The sequence below is a fragment of the Bradyrhizobium sp. 930_D9_N1_4 genome (assembly GCF_052076015.1).
Classification (GTDB): Bacteria; Pseudomonadota; Alphaproteobacteria; order Rhizobiales; family Xanthobacteraceae; genus Bradyrhizobium.
Genome location: NZ_CP197236.1, coordinates 2,461,924 through 2,477,614, shown reverse-complemented (window position 1 = coordinate 2,477,614; position 15,691 = coordinate 2,461,924). Strand labels below are relative to the sequence as shown.

Here is a 15,691-nt window from a genome sequence, read left to right as displayed (position 1 = left end):
GGCGCTTTGCGCCTTTGCCCACCCTACGGCAGCGTGCCTACTTCACTTCCGCCAAGGCCGCGAGGATCCTTGCCCACGAGCGGATGCCCTTCTGGAAGCTCCTCAGGTCGTACTTCTCGTTCGGCGAGTGGATGTTGTCGTCGTCGAGGCCGAAGCCGACCAGCAGCGAGTCCAGCCCAAGCGTGCGCTTGAAGTCGGCGACGATCGGGATCGAGGCACCGGAGCCCATCAGCACCGTCTCCTTGCCCCATTCTTCCGTCAGCGCCTTGCTGGCGGCAGCGAGCGGCTTCATGTTCCAGTCGAGCGCGACGGCGGGCGCGGCGGAGTGGTCGCCAAACTCGACCTTGCAGTCGCCCGGCAGCCGCGCGGTCACATAGTCGCGAAACGCCTTGCGGATCTTCTGCGGGTCCTGCCCCTCGACCAGACGGAACGAGACCTTGGCTGAGGCGTGCGACGGGATCACCGTCTTGGAGCCCTCGCCGATATAGCCGCCCCAGATGCCGTTGACGTCGCAGGTCGGACGCGAGGAGGCTTGCTCGATCAGCAGCCGGCCCTTCTCGCCGGCCGGGATCGACAGCCCGATCGGCTTCAGGAACATCTCCGGCGTGAGGTTGAGCTTCTTCCACTGCTCCAAAATGTCGGGCGGCAGATCTTTCACGCCGTCATAGAAGCCGGGGATGGTGATGCGGTTGTCGTCGTCGAACAGGCCGCCGAGAATTTTCGTCAGCACCCGGATCGGGTTCATCGCGCTGCCGCCGAACACGCCGGAGTGCAAATCGCGGTTCGCCGCGGTGATCTTCAGCTCTTCATAGAGCAGGCCGCGCAGCGACGTCGTGATCGCCGGCGTGTTGCGGTCCCACATGCCGGTGTCGCACACCAGCACGTAATCGGCCTTGAACTCGTTCTTGTTGGCCTCGATGAATGGCACGAAATTCTTCGAGCCGACCTCCTCTTCGCCTTCGATCAGGAAGGTGACGTCGATCGGCAGCGAGCCCGTCACCTTCTTCCAGGCGCGGCAGGCCTCGACGAAGGTCATGACCTGGCCCTTGTCGTCCTCGGCGCCGCGCGCGACGATGATCTTGCGGCCGTCGGCATGGTCGGTGACGACGGGCTCGAACGGCGGACGGTGCCAGAGATTTTCCGGATCGACCGGCTGCACGTCGTAATGGCCGTAGAAGATCACATGCGGCCGTCCGCCTGCACCGGTCTTGCCGACGATAGCGGGATGGCCGGCGGTCGGCCGCACTTCGGTGGCGACACCGAGGCTCGCGATGTCCCTGGCGAGATGCTCTGCCGCCGCCTTGCAGTCATCGGCAAAGGCCGGATCCGCGGAGATCGATTTGATCCGCAACAGCGAGAACAGGCGATCCAGGCTGTTGTCGAAATCCTTGTCGATGTGGTCGAGCACGGATTGAAGCTGCGCATTGGCCATGGTCGGATTCCCTGACGTCTGAGTCTCAAGATGGTTGCGGTTTTAGCGCCGCCGCGTCGCCAGAGCCAGCCGTAACCGTCGGATGCCGGATGTGCCATGCGAGACACCCTGCGAGGATTGCGGTCGCAACCAGGTTATTTCCCCAAGCCTGGATGACATTGGGAAACCACGGCAGCGACAGCAGCATGAGGACGCCGGCAGCGCCCAGCGCCAGCCAGGTTCCGAGCCGAACATTCCATCGCGCATCGAAGGCGGCACGATGCATCAGCACCGTCATCGGGAAGAACAGCCACATGAAGTAATATTGCCGCGCCAATGGCGAGGCCACCGTCATCAGGCAGAACAGGATGCCGAGCTCCTCGGCATCCGAGCGCGCCGTCCGCAATCGTTGCGGCGGCATCACCGCGAGGAAGCCGAGCCCGAGCAGCGCCGAGACCGCCAGAACGATCCAGTTCGCCGTCTTGTAGTCGACGTCGACGATATTCATCGTGCGCGGCGGCTTGTTGGGGTCTTCCTGATTGTAGTTGATCGGCCGGACCAGGCGGTGCGTCACGGCAATGACGGACTGGTTGACCCACGACCAGTTCTGCTCGTCGCGCTGGCCGAAGCCCTTTTCCGAGCTCGTGCCGACCATGCCCTGGTACCAGGTCTTCAGCTCGGCGGCGTTGCGTTCGAAGCCGCGGATCGGCGCCGGCACAACATAAAGAAGGATGCCGGTGAAGGCGACCGTGGCGATGGCAGCCGCCCATTTCCGCCGCCAGACGAGATAAGGCAGCACCGCGATCGGAAACACCTTGATGGCGGTGGCCAGCGCGAACAGGAAGCCGGCGAGCCAGCCGCGCTGACGCTGCAACAGCCAGAAGCCCCACAGCATCATCGCCAACAGGACGAGGTTCGGCTGGCCGAGGTCGAACTGATCGAACACGAAGGTCACGGTGACGAGGGCCGGCAGCGCTTCCAGCCATGGACCGGGCTTGCGGTCCGAGCCGGTCATGACGTTGGAGAACATCCCCGTGTACCACCAGGCCAACACATTCAGGACCGACAGCACGGTGTAGAGCGCGAGCTTGCCGAACCAGCTCGGGATCGCGAGCAGGATCGCCGGCAGGGGCGGGTAGATGAACTCGAAATAGGCGTGGACGTCGCTGGGATAGAGCGCCCCGCCATGCAGCACCTGCTGCCCGGCCCAGTACCACAGCGCGTAATCCTTGGTCTTGCCGTGACCGAAGATCTCGGGACCGAGGACGTCGGCGGTCAGGACGGCGCAGCAAAGCAGGAAGAGCAGGTCGAGGGGCGCGCGCAGCGACAGGCGTCTCGGCGCGTCAGGCTTGGGCAAGGATTCGGTCGGGGTCACATTATGTCCAGTCGGCAACATCTAGCACGTAGCAGACCGGCGCGAGCTTGGAGACCCCCTATCACTCGAAATTGTGGTGTAGTGGCAAGCAGTTTTCCTGTGGCCATCCTTCGAGACGCCCGCCTTTGGCGGGCTCCTCAGGATGAGGTCTGGTTTCCCGGCTAGATTTTAGACCCTCATGGTGAGGAGCCCGCGCAGCGGGCGTCTCGAACCATGCAGGCCCAAGTCAAGCGAGTTGCCGCCTGCCTACCTGCGCAGCAGCCCACCGAGCGCACCGCGAACCAGGGTGCGGCCGATCGAGCCGCCGAGCTGGCCTGCGACCGATTTGCCGATATTGGCCGCCATGCCGCCGATCACCTGGTTGGTGACCGATCGCGTCATGTCGCGCGCGATGACTTGCCCGGTCGACAGACGGCCGCGCTTGACATTGGTGCCGAAGATGGTGCCGACGATCGAGCCGATCTGGCCGAGGATGCCGCCGCCACCTCCGCCGGCCGCGCCGGCATCGGCCGTCGCAGCCGTGCCGGCGATGCGCTTCTGGATCATCTCATAAGCGGACTCGTCGTCCACGGCGGTGTCGTATTTGCCCTTCACCGGGCTCGCATCCATGATCGCCTTGCGCTCTTCCGGCGTGATCGGTCCGATGCGGGCCGATGGCGGCCGGATCATGACGCGCTCGACCATCGCAGGCGTGCCATTGCCTTCGAGGAAGGACACCAGCGCCTCGCCCTTGCCGAGCTCCATGATCACCTTGGCGGTGTCGAGCTTCGGGTTGGGCCGGAAGGTCTGCGCCGCGGCGGCGACCGCCTTCTGGTCGCGGGGCGTGAAGGCGCGCAGCGCGTGCTGCACCCGGTTGCCGAGCTGCCCGAGCACACGGTCGGGCACGTCGATCGGGTTTTGCGTCACGAAATAGACGCCGACGCCCTTGGAGCGGATCAGGCGGACCACCTGCTCGATCTTGTCCATCAACGCCTTCGGCGCGTCGTTGAACAACAGATGCGCCTCGTCGAAGAAGAACACCAGCTTCGGCTTGGGAAGATCGCCGGCCTCGGGCAGCTCCTCGAACAACTCCGACAGCATCCACAGCAGGAATGTCGCGTAAAGCCGTGGGCTCTGCATCAGCTTGTCGGCAACGAGGATGTTGACCATGCCGCGGCCGTCGCGGTCGGTCTTCATGAAATCCTTCAGCGTCAGCGCCGGCTCGCCGAAGAATTTGGTGGCGCCCTGGTTCTCCAGCACCAGAAGCTGGCGCTGGATGGTGCCGACAGTGGCCTTGGTGACGTTGCCGAATCCTTGCGCCGCCTTCTTGATGTCGGCGAGCGGACCTTCTTCGGCGTCCGCCGCCTTCTTGCCGGCATCGGGCACGATGGCATCGAGCAGCGCGCGCAGATCCTTCATGTCGATGAGAGTCAGGCCGGCGTCGTCGGCGACGCGGAAGGCGACGTTGAGCACCCCTTCCTGCACATCGTTCAGATCGAGCATGCGTGCGAGCAGAAGCGGTCCCATCTCCGTGACGGTCGCCCGCACCGGATGGCCCTGCTCGCCGAAAACGTCCCAAAATACCGTCGAAAACTGGTCGGGCTGAAAGTTCAGCCCCATCTCGGTGGCGCGCTTGAGGATGAAGTCCTTGGCTTCGCCGACCTCGGAGATGCCGGAGAGGTCGCCCTTGATATCGGAGGCGAAGACCGGAACACCGGCGCGCGCAAATCCTTCCGCCATCACCTGCAGCGTTACCGTCTTGCCGGTTCCGGTTGCACCGGTGACGAGACCATGGCGATTGGCAAGCGCCAGCGTCAGCCATGCCTGCTCGCTTCCCTTGCCGACGAAGATCTTGTCGTCGGTGTCGCCGAGCTTGCTGTCCTGTGCCGTCATTGTTCTCTCTGATCTCTCTGCCATGTTTCGCGTATTGAAATTCAAACGCACCGGCCCCGTAGTTTAACGCATCTCGCGTGCCAATTAAAACCGTTCAACGCGCCCCGAGCATGCGACATTGTCGGAAACATGCGGGACGACATCAGCCGAAAGTAGGAACGTTGCGTTCGCACCGCGGCAATTTCTCGCTGATTCCATCTCCGCTCTTGCATCGCTGCAACACTTTTCGCGCCTTCGAGAATGAATCGGAACGTTGCCTGCGTTCATCGCTTGTATTTCACATCACACCGGCTCAAGATCATTTTCGAAGAAATACTCCGGGATGCGAACCGGTTGAGGGGCGGGCCTTATGGACGAGCTGATCGGGCGGCTGGCGACAAACGCCAGCATAGATAATGCTGTCGCCGAAAAGACCGTCGGCATTATCCTGGGCTTCCTCCGTAGCGAAGGTCCTCCCGAGAACGTCGAAGCCCTGATCGACCAGATCCCCGGCGCGGAAGCCGCGATCGAGGCGTCCAAGAGCGGCGGCGGACTGTCGCGGCTGATGGGCGGCGGCTTGATGGCGGTCGGCACGCGCCTGATGGGCCTGGGACTTGGCATGTCCGAGATTCAGAATATTGCGCGTGAACTTTTCCGCTACGGCCGAGACAAAATCGGAGCGGATCAGATGGGCAAGATCATCGCCGGCACTCCGGGCCTCAGCCAGTTCGCCTGAGCGACGTATTTCATATCGAGTATCATGACATATCCGATCTCCGAGATTGAGGGCCTGCCGGCCTTTGCCGCCAACAAGTTGAAGGCGCAAGGAATCCGCACGACCGACGCGCTGCTCGAGGCGGCCTCGACCGTGAAGGGCCGCAAGGCGCTTTCCGCCAGGACCGGCATCAGCGAGCAGCAATTGCTCGAATGGGCCAACGTCTCGGACTACATGCGCATCCCCGGCATGGGCCGCGCCAAGGTCGGCCTCGTCCGCGCCGCCGGCGTCACCACCGTGCGCGAGCTGTCCTATCGGAATCCGGCAAGGCTGGCCCAGAGCATGCGGGAAGCCAACGAGAAGAAGAAGCTGCTCCGCATCCTGCCGTCGGAAAAGTCGGTCGGCGACATCATCGCCAAGGCGAAGAAGCTCGCGCCGAAGATCACGTATTGATGGTTGCTCTCACCCCGTCATCCTGAGGTGCGAGGCACGGGACGCAACGCGTCCCGTGGCGAGCCTCGAAGGATGAGCGGCCATCGCTACATCCGCGCGGAAAGAGCCGGGCCGTCGCCCTTCGAGGGCCGCCGAAGAAGCGGCCACCTCAGGGTGACGGTGAGAGAGCAGCGCATCCCCAAACTCCGTCGTCATACCCCGCTCCAGTGCGCAAGTGCGCACAAGGCGGGCAATGACAGCGAGAGTGTTGGCCTTGAATCCCCCCTCCCCGACCGCTAAAGCGAGCCGCATGAATGCCTCGCCCTCTCCATCCGTCCCGCCGGCCGGCTCGGCCGGGCCAGATGCGCTGCGGACGCTGCTGGAACGTCCTCTCCCGGCGGTGATGGGCGTGCTCAACGTCACCCCGGACTCGTTCTCGGACGGCGGCGAGTTCATCTCGCCCGGGCTGGCGCTCGAACGGGCGCGGGCGATGATCGCTGATGGCGTCGACATCATCGATATCGGCGCCGAATCCACCCGCCCCTACACCGGCGCCAAGGCGGTCACGGCGGCGGACGAACTGGCGCGGCTGAAACCGGTGCTGGCAGGCGTCGTCGCGCTCGGCGTTCCCGTCTCGATCGACAGCATGAAGGCCGACGTCGTGGCTTTCGCGCTCGACCAGGGCGCGGCCATCGCCAACGACGTCTGGGGTTTGCAACGCGACACAGCCATGGCGCCGATGGTGGCCGCGAAAGGCGTCCCCGTCATCGTCATGCACAACCGCGACAGCGTCGACCCTGCCATCGACATCGTCGCCGACATGAAGGCGTTCTTCCTGCGCTCGCTGGATATCGCCGCCAAAGCCGGCATCGCGCGCGAAAAAATCGTGCTCGATCCCGGTATCGGGTTCGGCAAGACGGCCGAGCAGAGCATGATCGCACTGGCGCGGCTGCGCGAGCTCGACATGTTCGGTCTGCCGATCCTCGTGGGTGCCTCGCGAAAACGCTTCATCGCCTCGGTGTCGCCGTCGGAGCCGAAAGAGCGGCTCGCCGGCTCGATCGCCGCGCATCTGATCGCCGCGCAGCGCGGCGCCAGGATCATCCGCACCCATGACGTCGCCGAGACCTTGCAGGCCCTGCGGGTCGCGAACGCAATCGAGAGCAAGCCAGAGAGCAAGCCATGACCGATACGATCTTCGTCACCGGCCTGTCGATCCACGCCCGCCACGGCGTGATGGAGCACGAGACCGAAGTCGGCCAGCGCTTCGTCATCGACCTCGAACTCTATACCGATTTGTCGGAGCCTTCGCGCAGCGACCGGTTGTCCGATACGGTGTCCTATGCCGACGTCGTGGCGACCACGACGGCGGCGTTCAAGAACACCAATTACAAGCTGCTGGAGCGCGCGGCGGGCGCGGTTGCGGACGCCATCCTGTCGCATTTCCCGCGCATCCGTGCGGTAAAAATCACCGTGCACAAGCCGCATGCGCCGATCGCCGCGATCTTCGACGACGTCGGCATCATGCTGACGCGCTCACGGCACCCTTGACATGGCGAGCGTCCTGATCGCACTCGGCGGCAATGTCGGCGATGTCCGAACGACATTCCGCAAGGCGATCGCCCACATCTGCGGCATGGCGCAAGCCGCCGTGATCGCGCGCTCCTCGGACTACAGCACTCCGCCCTGGGGCGACGAAGACCAAAGTCCTTTCATCAATGCCTGCGTCGAGATCGAGACCGACCTCGATCCGCACGCGCTGCTGTTTGTGATGCAGAAGGTCGAGCAGAAATTCGGCCGCACGCGGGACAAGGACCGGCAATGGGGCCCGCGCACGCTCGATCTCGACATGATCGCCTATGACGATGTCAGCTTTCAGAAGCCGGATCTGACCCTGCCGCATCCGCGCCTGTTCGAGCGCGCTTTCGTGCTGGTGCCGCTCACCGAGATCGCGCCCGACCGCGTGATCTCAGGCATTCGTGTGCGCGACGGGCTTGCCAGCGTCTCGACGCAAGGCATTGAGCGGCTTCCGGATACCGGTTAACCAAAAACAACCGTTTGCAGGGGCGGTCCGCCGTGGCAATTTCGCCTGCGAACAACAAGCCGTTTGGGAGCCCTTGGCCGTATGACCTCCGTGACTGACGACCTGAAGCTGGCGGCCGATTTTCCCAAGGCGACCGTCGACGACTGGCGCAAGCTGGTCGACGGCGTGCTGAAGGGCGCGCCGTTCGAGAAGCTGGTCGGCAAGACCTATGACGGCATCAAAATCGACCCGCTCTATCCGCGCGCCAGCGGCGTTGCGGCCGTGGTCGGACGGCCGGCCGCCGCGCCGTGGCAGATCATGCAGCGGATCGACCATCCCGATGCGGCCATGGCGAATGCGCAGGCACTGACCGATCTGGAGAACGGCGCAACGGGGCTCGCGCTGGTGTTTGCCGGCGCCAACGGCGCGCACGGTTTCGGCCTGGAACCTTCGGCCGATGCCGTCGCAAAGCTGTTGAAGGACATTCATCTCGACGCCGGCATCGGCATCGAGCTCGAGATCGGACCGCAATCGCGGATGGCCGCGATCCATGTCGCGGAATATGTGAAGAGCAACGGCCTCGATCCCGCCGCCTGCAACGTCCGCTTCGGCCTCGATCCGCTCGCAGCTGGCGCCGTGTGGGGTCACAGCCCTTATACCTGGGAGGAGATCGTCCCAGCCGTCACCGGCGCGATCAAGGGTCTCGCCGCACTCGGCTTCAAGGGACCGTTCGCGTCCGCCGACGGACGCGTGATCCACGATGCCGGCGGCTCGGAGGTGCAGGAGCTTGCCTTCGTGCTCGCCTGCGGCGTGGCCTATCTGCGTGCGATCGAAAGTGCCGGCGTTCCGCTGGAGCAGGCACAGGGCATGATCTATGCGCGGCTTTCCGCCGATGCCGACCAGTTCCTGACCATGGCCAAATTTCGCGCGCTGCGGCTGCTATGGGCGCGCATCGAAACAGCATGCGGGCTAACGCCAAAGCCCCTCTTCATCGCAGCCGATACGGCGTGGCGCATGCTGACGCAGCGCGACCCTTACGTGAACATGCTGCGCGCAACCATCGCGACTTTCGCGGCGGGGCTTGCCGGCGCCAATGCGATCACCGTGCTGCCGCATACGCTGGCGCTCGGCCTGCCCGATCCGTTCGCGCGGCGCGTGGCGCGCAACACGCAAACCCTGTTGCTGGAAGAAAGCAACCTCGCCAAGGTCAGCGATCCCGCCGCAGGCGCAGGTGGCATCGAGACGCTGACAGCGCAACTCTGCGACGCGGCCTGGGTCTTGTTCCAGGAAAGCGAAAAAGCCGGCGGCGCCTTCGCCGCGCTTCAGCAGGATGTGTTCCAGAGCAAGGTCGCGACGGCGCGAAAGGCGCGCGACGCCAATATCGCAAAGCGCCGCGACGTGCTGACCGGCGCCAGCGAGTTTCCGAACCTGCATGAACGCGAGACGGCGGTCCTGAAGGCAACGCCGGTCGCGCTCGCGCCCTATGGCGAGCAGAAGTACAAGTTCGACGCGCTGCCGCCGATCCGGCTGGCAGCGCCGTTCGAGGCACTCCGCGACAAATCCGATGCGGCGCTGAAGGCGCGCGGCGCGCGGCCAAAAGTGTTTCTGGCCAATCTCGGCACGCCGGCCGATTTCACGGCGCGCGCGACCTTCGCGAAGAGCTTCTTCGAGGCCGGCGGCATCGAGGCAATCGACAGCGAGGGCTTTGCCGATCCGGCCAAGCTGGCTGCCGCGTTCAAAGCCTCCGGCGCGGAGTTGGCTTGCGTCTGTTCCAGTGACAAGGTCTATGCGGAACACGCCGAAGCTTCGGCGAAGGCCCTGCAAAGCGCGGGCGCGCGACATATCTATCTGGCGGGACGCCCGGCCGAGGCCGAGGCGGCCCTCCGTGCAGCCGGCGTCACGGGTTTTGTTTTCGCCGGCGGCGATGCGCTTGCCATTCTGCAAGACGCATACCTTCGGATGGAGCAGGCATGACCGAGACCAGCAAACCCGTTCTCACCGGCGGCTGCCAATGCGGCGCGGTGCGCTTTGCGCTCTCCGCCGCGCCGAACCGGGTTTCGATCTGCCACTGCCGGATGTGCCAGAAGGCCAGCGGCGCGCCGTTCGCTTCGTTTGCCGACATCAACCGGACCGATTTTGCCTGGACCAAAGGCGAGCCGGCGTTGTTCCGCTCCTCCTCGATCGCCGACCGCGGCTACTGCGCCGCCTGCGGCACGCCGCTCAGTTTCGGCCGCATCGACGGCGAGCGGATCGAGATCATGACCGGCTCCTTTGACCGGCCGGACCGGCTGGTGCCGACCCGGCAATACGGAACGGAGTCGCGCCTCGGTTGGGTGGTCGGCATCTCCAACCTGCCGAGCCAAACCACGCAGCAGAATTACGGACCGGAGAAGATGGCAACCATCGTCAGCCATCAGCATCCGGATCATGATTGAGGTAGGTCCATGCGGCTCGGCATCAATCTGCGCGGTGACCTTGCCAAGCTCGACGATGTCGAGATTGCGGAGCGCATGGGCGCGACAGAGACTTACGGGATGATGGGCCTATGCGCGATGGCGACGATCATCGCCGCGCTGACCGGGACGCTTTTCGGCGTCATCGTGAGCTTTCCGTTTTCGCTGATCGCCATCATCATCTTCCCGATCCTGTTGATCGCCCTCGTGCTGGCGGCGATGCTGGCCGCACCTGTTACGTTTGGGCTGTTCCTTCTGGCTTACCCGTTCGTGCGCAGCCGACCGATGCTGGCTCAGCTCGCATTTCCGTTGATCGGCCTTGTCGGGGGCGGCCTGATCATATGTGCCTGGATTGCACTGGGCGTATTGCCCAATGCACAGCATTCCTGGCAGGTCTTTTCTGCTGTCGGCATGATATCTGGACTGGTCGCCGGAGCGTTCTTCGGGCGAGGATTACACGCATGAGCCGCATACCTGACTTCGCAAATATCGCCTTCGCACGCGCTGCCACCACCGCGCCGTCAGGCAGCGCCGAGCCGTGGCTGACGCCCGAGGGCATTCTGGTGAAGCCCGCTTATGGCGAGGCCGATCTCGCCGGGCTCGATTTCCTCGAGACCTATCCGGGTATCGCGCCGTTCGTGCGCGGCCCCTACCCGACCATGTATGTCAACCAGCCCTGGACCGTCCGGCAATATGCCGGCTTCTCCACGGCGGAGGATTCCAACGCGTTCTATCGCCGCAACCTCGCCGCAGGACAGAAGGGCCTGTCGGTCGCCTTCGATCTCGCCACCCATCGCGGCTATGACTCAGACCATCCGCGCGTCGGCGGCGATGTCGGCATGGCCGGCGTGGCCATCGATTCCATCTACGACATGCGCACGCTGTTTGCAGGCATCCCGCTCGATCAGATGAGCGTGTCCATGACCATGAACGGCGCGGTGCTGCCGATCCTCGCGCTCTATGTTGCGGCTGCCGGCGAACAGGGCGTTGCGCCGGAGAAGCTGTCGGGCACCATTCAGAACGACATTCTGAAAGAGTTCATGGTGCGCAACACCTACATCTATCCGCCGGCGCCCTCGATGCGGATCATCTCGGACATCTTTGCCTACACCTCCACGAAGATGCCGAAATACAACTCGATCTCGATCTCCGGCTACCACATGCAGGAGGCCGGCGCGACGCAGGATCTCGAGCTCGCCTATACGCTCGCCGACGGCGTCGAATATCTGCGTGCCGGCCTTGCCGCAGGCCTCGACGTCGACCGCTTCGCGCCGCGCCTGTCGTTCTTCTGGGCGATCGGCATGAACTTCTTCATGGAGGTCGCCAAGCTGCGCGCCGCGCGCCTGCTCTGGGCGAAGCTGCTGAAACCCTTCAACCCGAAGGACCCGCGCTCCCTGTCGCTGCGCACGCATTCCCAGACCTCCGGCTGGTCGCTGACCGCACAGGACGTCTTCAACAACGTGATGCGCACGACGGTCGAGGCGATGGCGGCGACGCAAGGCCACACCCAATCGCTGCACACCAACGCGCTCGACGAGGCGCTGGCGCTGCCGACCGATTTCTCGGCGCGCATCGCCCGCAACACCCAGCTGTTCCTGCAGCAGGAAAGCGGCACCACCCGCATCATCGATCCCTGGGGCGGTTCGTATTACGTCGAACGACTCACGCGCGACCTCGCCGCGAAAGCCTGGAGCCATATCCAGGAGGTCGAGGAGCTCGGCGGCATGGCCAAGGCGATCGAGGCCGGCGTGCCCAAGCTGCGCATCGAGGAGGCTTCGGCCAAGACGCAGGCGCGCATTGATGCCGGCAGGCAGGCCGTGATCGGCGTCAACAAGTACAAGCCAACCGACGAGGCCGCGATCGACATCCTCAAGGTCGACAACTCCAATGTCCGGCGCTTGCAGATCGACAAGCTGACGCGGCTGAAATCCGAGCGCAGCCAGAAGGACGTCGAAGCCGCGCTCGCCGCGCTGACGCGCTCGGCCGGTGAAGGCAACGGCAATCTGCTCGCGCTCGCCATTGATGCTGCGCGCGCAAAGGCGACCGTCGGCGAAATTTCGGACGCGATGGAGAAGGTGTTCGGCCGCCACCGCGCCGAGATCAAATCCATCACCGGCGTCTACAAGCGGGAGGCGTCCAGCATGGGCAACCAGGTCGAGAAGGTGCAGGCGCTGATCGACGCCTTCGAGGAAGCGGAAGGCCGCCGCCCGCGTATCCTGGTCGCCAAGATCGGCCAGGACGGCCACGACCGCGGCCAGAAGGTGATCGCGTCTGCGTTCGCCGATATCGGCTTCGACGTCGACATCGGGCCGCTGTTTGCGACGGCCGATGAAGCCGCCCGCCAAGCCGTCGAGAACGACGTGCACATCCTCGGCGTCTCCTCGCTCGCCGCCGCCCATCTCACCGCGGTGCCGGAGCTAAAAGCCGCGCTGAAAAAGCAAGGCCGCGACGACATCATGATCATCATCGGCGGCGTGGTGCCGCCGCAGGATTACGACGCGCTCTATGCTGCCGGCGCGGAGGCGATCTTCCCGCCCGGCACCGTGATCGCGGAAGCGGCCGAGGAGCTGATTCGCAAGCTGAATGCCCGATTGGGGCATAGCGAGGCCGCGGAGTGAGCATCGTGCTCCGCATCGCCGCCATCGCAGCGCTCGCTTTCCTGCCGTCGCCCACCCTCGCCGAGGTGCCGCTGTGGCAATCCGTAAAGGGACAATATTCAGAGCATCGGCTCTTCGTTGATTCCAGGATCGCCGGCGATGCGCGATTTGCGCCTCTGCTAAAGACGAGGCTCGATAACGCGCAAAATGAGGTGCGATCTTCGGACGAGTGGGCCAGGGACACAATCGAAGAGGCACGCAAGGAGAATACGACGTCATCTCCTCGTTCCGACTTCGAGGAGAAATTGGAGCTGCTCGGAGACACCGGCCGCTACGCAGCTGTCCTCGAGAGCGGTGCGCAGTGCGTGTTCAACTGCTCTTCGAATGAGGTGATCTCGCTCTATCGTTTGGCGGACCGCAAGCTGCTCAAGCCCAACGACGTTCTCGATCTGACCGGCAGAGGTCCCTGGCTTGCGAGGCTGGCGGACAGGGATCAGAATATCGCGATCGGGCCTCGTGCCATCAACTGTGCTCAAACGCGAGATTCAGAGGACTGCCTGCCCGTGTCTGATGTTCTCGCCAGCTACGATTTCGGCGACGGACCCGGCTCCAACATCAAGTCTTTTGCAGGCAGCACCTACCTCGGTTTCAGCACGGACGGCGACGGCAAGGTGCGATCGCTCGATCTCTATATCTCGCGGCGGCGAGAGGCAGGCACCCACTTTCAACTCTACAAATGGTCGCTCGGCGCCGAGGACGTCGCGCCGCTGCTGCGACCCGAGATGCGCGAACTTGCCGCGAACACGAAAGCCGCAGCAACGCCTCCAGCCGATCCCAAGCCCGACGCCGCCGTCAAGAACAAGAACATCGACGCCCGAATCTTCCTCGACGACAAGATCAAGGCCGATGCGGCGCTGGCGGCGGACTGCCTGGCCGAAGGCAAGAGGTGGCTGGACAAGAACGCAGCGGAAGCTGCCGCCTCGCGCAAGGCGGACCCACAGTTCTTCCGGGACGGCGGCTGGGACTTTGAGCGCAAATATGCGATCCGCTCCGTCGTTGCCGATCGTTATGTCAGCGTGCTCCGCAACGACTACATGGACACCCACGGTGCGCATCCCAATTCGGACGTGAACACGATCCTTTGGGACAAGACTGACGGCAAGCGCATCTCGATCCGCCCGTTCTTCACCGAGACCGCCGATGGCGGCTTGACCATGAAGGCGATGGTGAAGGCCGTGATCGTCTCGCTCAAGGCCGAAAAGAAGAAGCGCGGCACCAGCGAGACCGCGACGGACGAATGGTTCAAGGAGCTCGCACCGAACCTGCTCAAGGTCGGCGCGGTGACGCTCGCGCCCTCAACCGAGGCAGGCAAGAGCTCCGGCCTTACCTTCCACTACCCGCCTTACGCCGTCGGCCCCTACGCCGAGGGCGAATATGTCGCATACGTCCCGTGGGAGACACTGAAGCCGTATCTCACGGCGGAAGGCTTGCGCATTTTCGGCGGCGCACGGCCGAAGGGCTACGCGGAAGAGCCGTGATCAACGCTTGAGCAGCGCAACGTGCTCACAGTGCGCTGGTAGCGCTACCTTGCGGCCGCGCCGAAAAGCCGACTAGAATGCCTTCATTGACAAGAGCGCCCGGTGTCACGGGCGCCGCTGGGAGGCATTGATGTCCAAGATTACGCGCCGCAGCTTTGCGGCTTCGTCCGCTGCCGTTGCAGCATCCGCCGCATTCGGCCTCACGCCTGCACGCGCGCAGGCCTATCCGGCCCGCCCCGTCACCGTGATCGTGCCCTGGGGCGCGGGTGGCGGCACTGACGCGACTGCGCGCATTGTCGCAGCCCTTCTGGAAAAAGATCTCGGCCAGCCGTTCAACGTGGTCAACCGCACCGGCGGCTCCGGCGTGGTCGGCCATAGCGCGATCGCGACCGCGCAGCCGGACGGCTACACCATCGGCATGCTCACGGTCGAAATCTCGATGATGCACTGGCAGGGCCTCACCGAGCTGACGCCGAAGAGCTACACGCCGCTGGCGCTGATGAACGAGGATCCGCCGGGCATCCAGGTCTCATCGTCCTCGCCCTACAAGACGGTGAAGGAGCTCGCCGATGCCATCAAGGCGGCGCCTCCCGGCAAGTTCAAGGCTTCGGGCACCGGCCAGGGCGGCATCTGGCACCTCGCGCTGGTGGGCTGGATGCAGGCGATGGGCCTGCCCGCCAACCAGGTCGCCTGGGTGCCGTCGAACGGCGCGGCGCCTGCGATGCAGGACCTCGCCGCCGGCGGCCTCGATCTCACGACGTGCTCGGTGCCGGAGGCACGCGCCATCATCGAGGCCGGCAAGGCCAGGAGCCTCGCCATCATGGCACCCGCACGCAACCCGATCTTCAAGGACGTGCCGACGCTGAAGGAGGCGATGGGCATCGACTATGCGACCGGCGCCTGGCGCGGCATCGGCGCGCCGAAGAACCTGCCGCCGGAGGTCGCCACGAAGCTCACCGCGGCGCTGAAGAAGGTCTACGACTCCGCCGAGTTCAAGGACTTCATGAGCAATCGCGGCTTCGGCACGGTGTGGGGCGATGCCGGCGAATTCGCTGGCTTCATGGACAAGGGCGACGCCCAGATGGGCACCGCAATGAAGGCAGCGGGCCTGAGCAAGGCGTGATTGTTCACCTCTCCCCGCCTGCGGGGAGAGGTCGGATCGCATCGCAGATGCGATCCGGGTGAGGGGGAGTCTCCGCGAATGCAACTTTCACCGTCCTCGCGGAGAGCCTCCCTCACCCCACACTCTCCCCGTACGCGGGGCGAGGGAGCGCACCTCCCGGAATTCTGACAGGACCC

Annotated in this window: 14 protein-coding genes; 11 read left to right on the top strand and 3 right to left on the bottom strand. The window is 64.5% G+C overall.

Going from position 1 to position 15,691, the window contains the following annotated elements:
* Positions 1 to 37: 37 nt before the first annotated feature.
* The 3 genes from AB7532_RS11445 to AB7532_RS11435 form a co-directional block, all read right to left on the bottom strand.
* The gene (locus AB7532_RS11445) at positions 38 to 1,432 is read right to left on the bottom strand and encodes a M20/M25/M40 family metallo-hydrolase (protein ID WP_441234895.1); all 1,395 of its coding nucleotides are present in this window, start codon (positions 1,430 to 1,432) and stop codon (positions 38 to 40) included.
* Between the two features lie 25 nt (positions 1,433 to 1,457).
* Entirely contained in the window at positions 1,458 to 2,807 is a 1,350-nt protein-coding gene (locus AB7532_RS11440) for a glycosyltransferase family 87 protein (protein WP_441234894.1), read from the bottom strand.
* 225 nt (positions 2,808 to 3,032) lie between these two features.
* Positions 3,033 to 4,658 (bottom strand): helicase HerA-like domain-containing protein, encoded by a 1,626-nt coding sequence (locus tag AB7532_RS11435; protein WP_441234893.1) that lies wholly within the window; start codon positions 4,656 to 4,658, stop codon positions 3,033 to 3,035.
* Positions 4,659 to 5,007: 349 nt separating this feature from the next.
* On the opposite strand from AB7532_RS11435, the gene AB7532_RS11430 reads away from it, so the two are divergent.
* The 11 genes from AB7532_RS11430 to AB7532_RS11380 all read left to right on the top strand — a co-directional run bounded on the left by AB7532_RS11430 (position 5,008) and on the right by AB7532_RS11380 (position 15,515).
* Positions 5,008 to 5,373, top strand: coding sequence for a DUF2267 domain-containing protein (locus AB7532_RS11430; RefSeq protein ID WP_441234892.1), 366 nt, complete (start codon positions 5,008 to 5,010; stop codon positions 5,371 to 5,373).
* Positions 5,374 to 5,397: 24 nt separating this feature from the next.
* Complete coding sequence (locus AB7532_RS11425) at positions 5,398 to 5,805, top strand: DUF4332 domain-containing protein (RefSeq protein ID WP_441234891.1); 408 nt, start codon at positions 5,398 to 5,400, stop codon at positions 5,803 to 5,805.
* 289 nt (positions 5,806 to 6,094) lie between these two features.
* Positions 6,095 to 6,967, top strand: coding sequence for a dihydropteroate synthase (folP, locus tag AB7532_RS11420; protein ID WP_441234890.1), 873 nt, complete (start codon positions 6,095 to 6,097; stop codon positions 6,965 to 6,967).
* A complete protein-coding gene (folB, locus tag AB7532_RS11415; protein WP_441234889.1) occupies positions 6,964 to 7,332 on the top strand; it encodes a dihydroneopterin aldolase in 369 nt (122 codons plus the stop codon). The genes folP and folB overlap by 4 nt, the downstream gene beginning before the upstream one ends.
* A gap of 1 nt (position 7,333) precedes the next feature.
* Complete coding sequence (gene folK, locus AB7532_RS11410) at positions 7,334 to 7,825, top strand: 2-amino-4-hydroxy-6-hydroxymethyldihydropteridine diphosphokinase (protein ID WP_441234888.1); 492 nt, start codon at positions 7,334 to 7,336, stop codon at positions 7,823 to 7,825.
* A gap of 81 nt (positions 7,826 to 7,906) precedes the next feature.
* Positions 7,907 to 9,778, top strand: a complete 1,872-nt coding sequence (locus AB7532_RS11405) for a methylmalonyl-CoA mutase family protein (RefSeq protein ID WP_441234887.1) — start codon at positions 7,907 to 7,909, stop codon at positions 9,776 to 9,778.
* The gene (locus tag AB7532_RS11400) at positions 9,775 to 10,239 is read left to right on the top strand and encodes a GFA family protein (protein WP_441234886.1); all 465 of its coding nucleotides are present in this window, start codon (positions 9,775 to 9,777) and stop codon (positions 10,237 to 10,239) included. Before AB7532_RS11405 ends, AB7532_RS11400 begins: the two co-directional genes overlap by 4 nt.
* A gap of 9 nt (positions 10,240 to 10,248) precedes the next feature.
* Positions 10,249 to 10,722 carry a hypothetical protein gene (locus tag AB7532_RS11395; protein WP_441234885.1) on the top strand — a complete coding sequence of 158 codons (474 nt, stop codon included), beginning with the start codon at positions 10,249 to 10,251 and terminating at the stop codon, positions 10,720 to 10,722.
* Positions 10,719 to 12,875 carry a methylmalonyl-CoA mutase gene (scpA, locus tag AB7532_RS11390; protein WP_441234884.1) on the top strand — a complete coding sequence of 719 codons (2,157 nt, stop codon included), beginning with the start codon at positions 10,719 to 10,721 and terminating at the stop codon, positions 12,873 to 12,875. Before AB7532_RS11395 ends, scpA begins: the two co-directional genes overlap by 4 nt.
* A gap of 761 nt (positions 12,876 to 13,636) precedes the next feature.
* Positions 13,637 to 14,392: an RsiV family protein gene (locus tag AB7532_RS11385; RefSeq protein WP_441239243.1), complete on the top strand. Its 756-nt coding sequence runs from the start codon at positions 13,637 to 13,639 to the stop codon at positions 14,390 to 14,392.
* A 130-nt stretch (positions 14,393 to 14,522) separates the two neighbouring features.
* Positions 14,523 to 15,515 (top strand): tripartite tricarboxylate transporter substrate binding protein, encoded by a 993-nt coding sequence (locus AB7532_RS11380; RefSeq protein WP_441234883.1) that lies wholly within the window; start codon positions 14,523 to 14,525, stop codon positions 15,513 to 15,515.
* The last annotated feature ends 176 nt before the right edge of the window (positions 15,516 to 15,691 follow it).

Coding starts and splice junctions, on each gene's coding strand:
- folB (WP_441234889.1), top strand. CDS start 6,964: ATGACCGATACGATCTTCGTCACCGGCCTGTCGATCCACGCCCGCCAC.
- scpA (WP_441234884.1), top strand. CDS start 10,719: ATGAGCCGCATACCTGACTTCGCAAATATCGCCTTCGCACGCGCTGCC.
- folK (WP_441234888.1), top strand. CDS start 7,334: ATGGCGAGCGTCCTGATCGCACTCGGCGGCAATGTCGGCGATGTCCGA.
- AB7532_RS11445 (WP_441234895.1), bottom strand. CDS start 1,432: ATGGCCAATGCGCAGCTTCAATCCGTGCTCGACCACATCGACAAGGAT.
- AB7532_RS11405 (WP_441234887.1), top strand. CDS start 7,907: ATGACCTCCGTGACTGACGACCTGAAGCTGGCGGCCGATTTTCCCAAG.
- AB7532_RS11430 (WP_441234892.1), top strand. CDS start 5,008: ATGGACGAGCTGATCGGGCGGCTGGCGACAAACGCCAGCATAGATAAT.
- AB7532_RS11440 (WP_441234894.1), bottom strand. CDS start 2,807: ATGTTGCCGACTGGACATAATGTGACCCCGACCGAATCCTTGCCCAAG.
- AB7532_RS11435 (WP_441234893.1), bottom strand. CDS start 4,658: ATGACGGCACAGGACAGCAAGCTCGGCGACACCGACGACAAGATCTTC.
- AB7532_RS11380 (WP_441234883.1), top strand. CDS start 14,523: ATGTCCAAGATTACGCGCCGCAGCTTTGCGGCTTCGTCCGCTGCCGTT.
- AB7532_RS11400 (WP_441234886.1), top strand. CDS start 9,775: ATGACCGAGACCAGCAAACCCGTTCTCACCGGCGGCTGCCAATGCGGC.
- AB7532_RS11385 (WP_441239243.1), top strand. CDS start 13,637: ATGCGCGAACTTGCCGCGAACACGAAAGCCGCAGCAACGCCTCCAGCC.
- AB7532_RS11425 (WP_441234891.1), top strand. CDS start 5,398: ATGACATATCCGATCTCCGAGATTGAGGGCCTGCCGGCCTTTGCCGCC.
- AB7532_RS11395 (WP_441234885.1), top strand. CDS start 10,249: ATGCGGCTCGGCATCAATCTGCGCGGTGACCTTGCCAAGCTCGACGAT.
- folP (WP_441234890.1), top strand. CDS start 6,095: ATGAATGCCTCGCCCTCTCCATCCGTCCCGCCGGCCGGCTCGGCCGGG.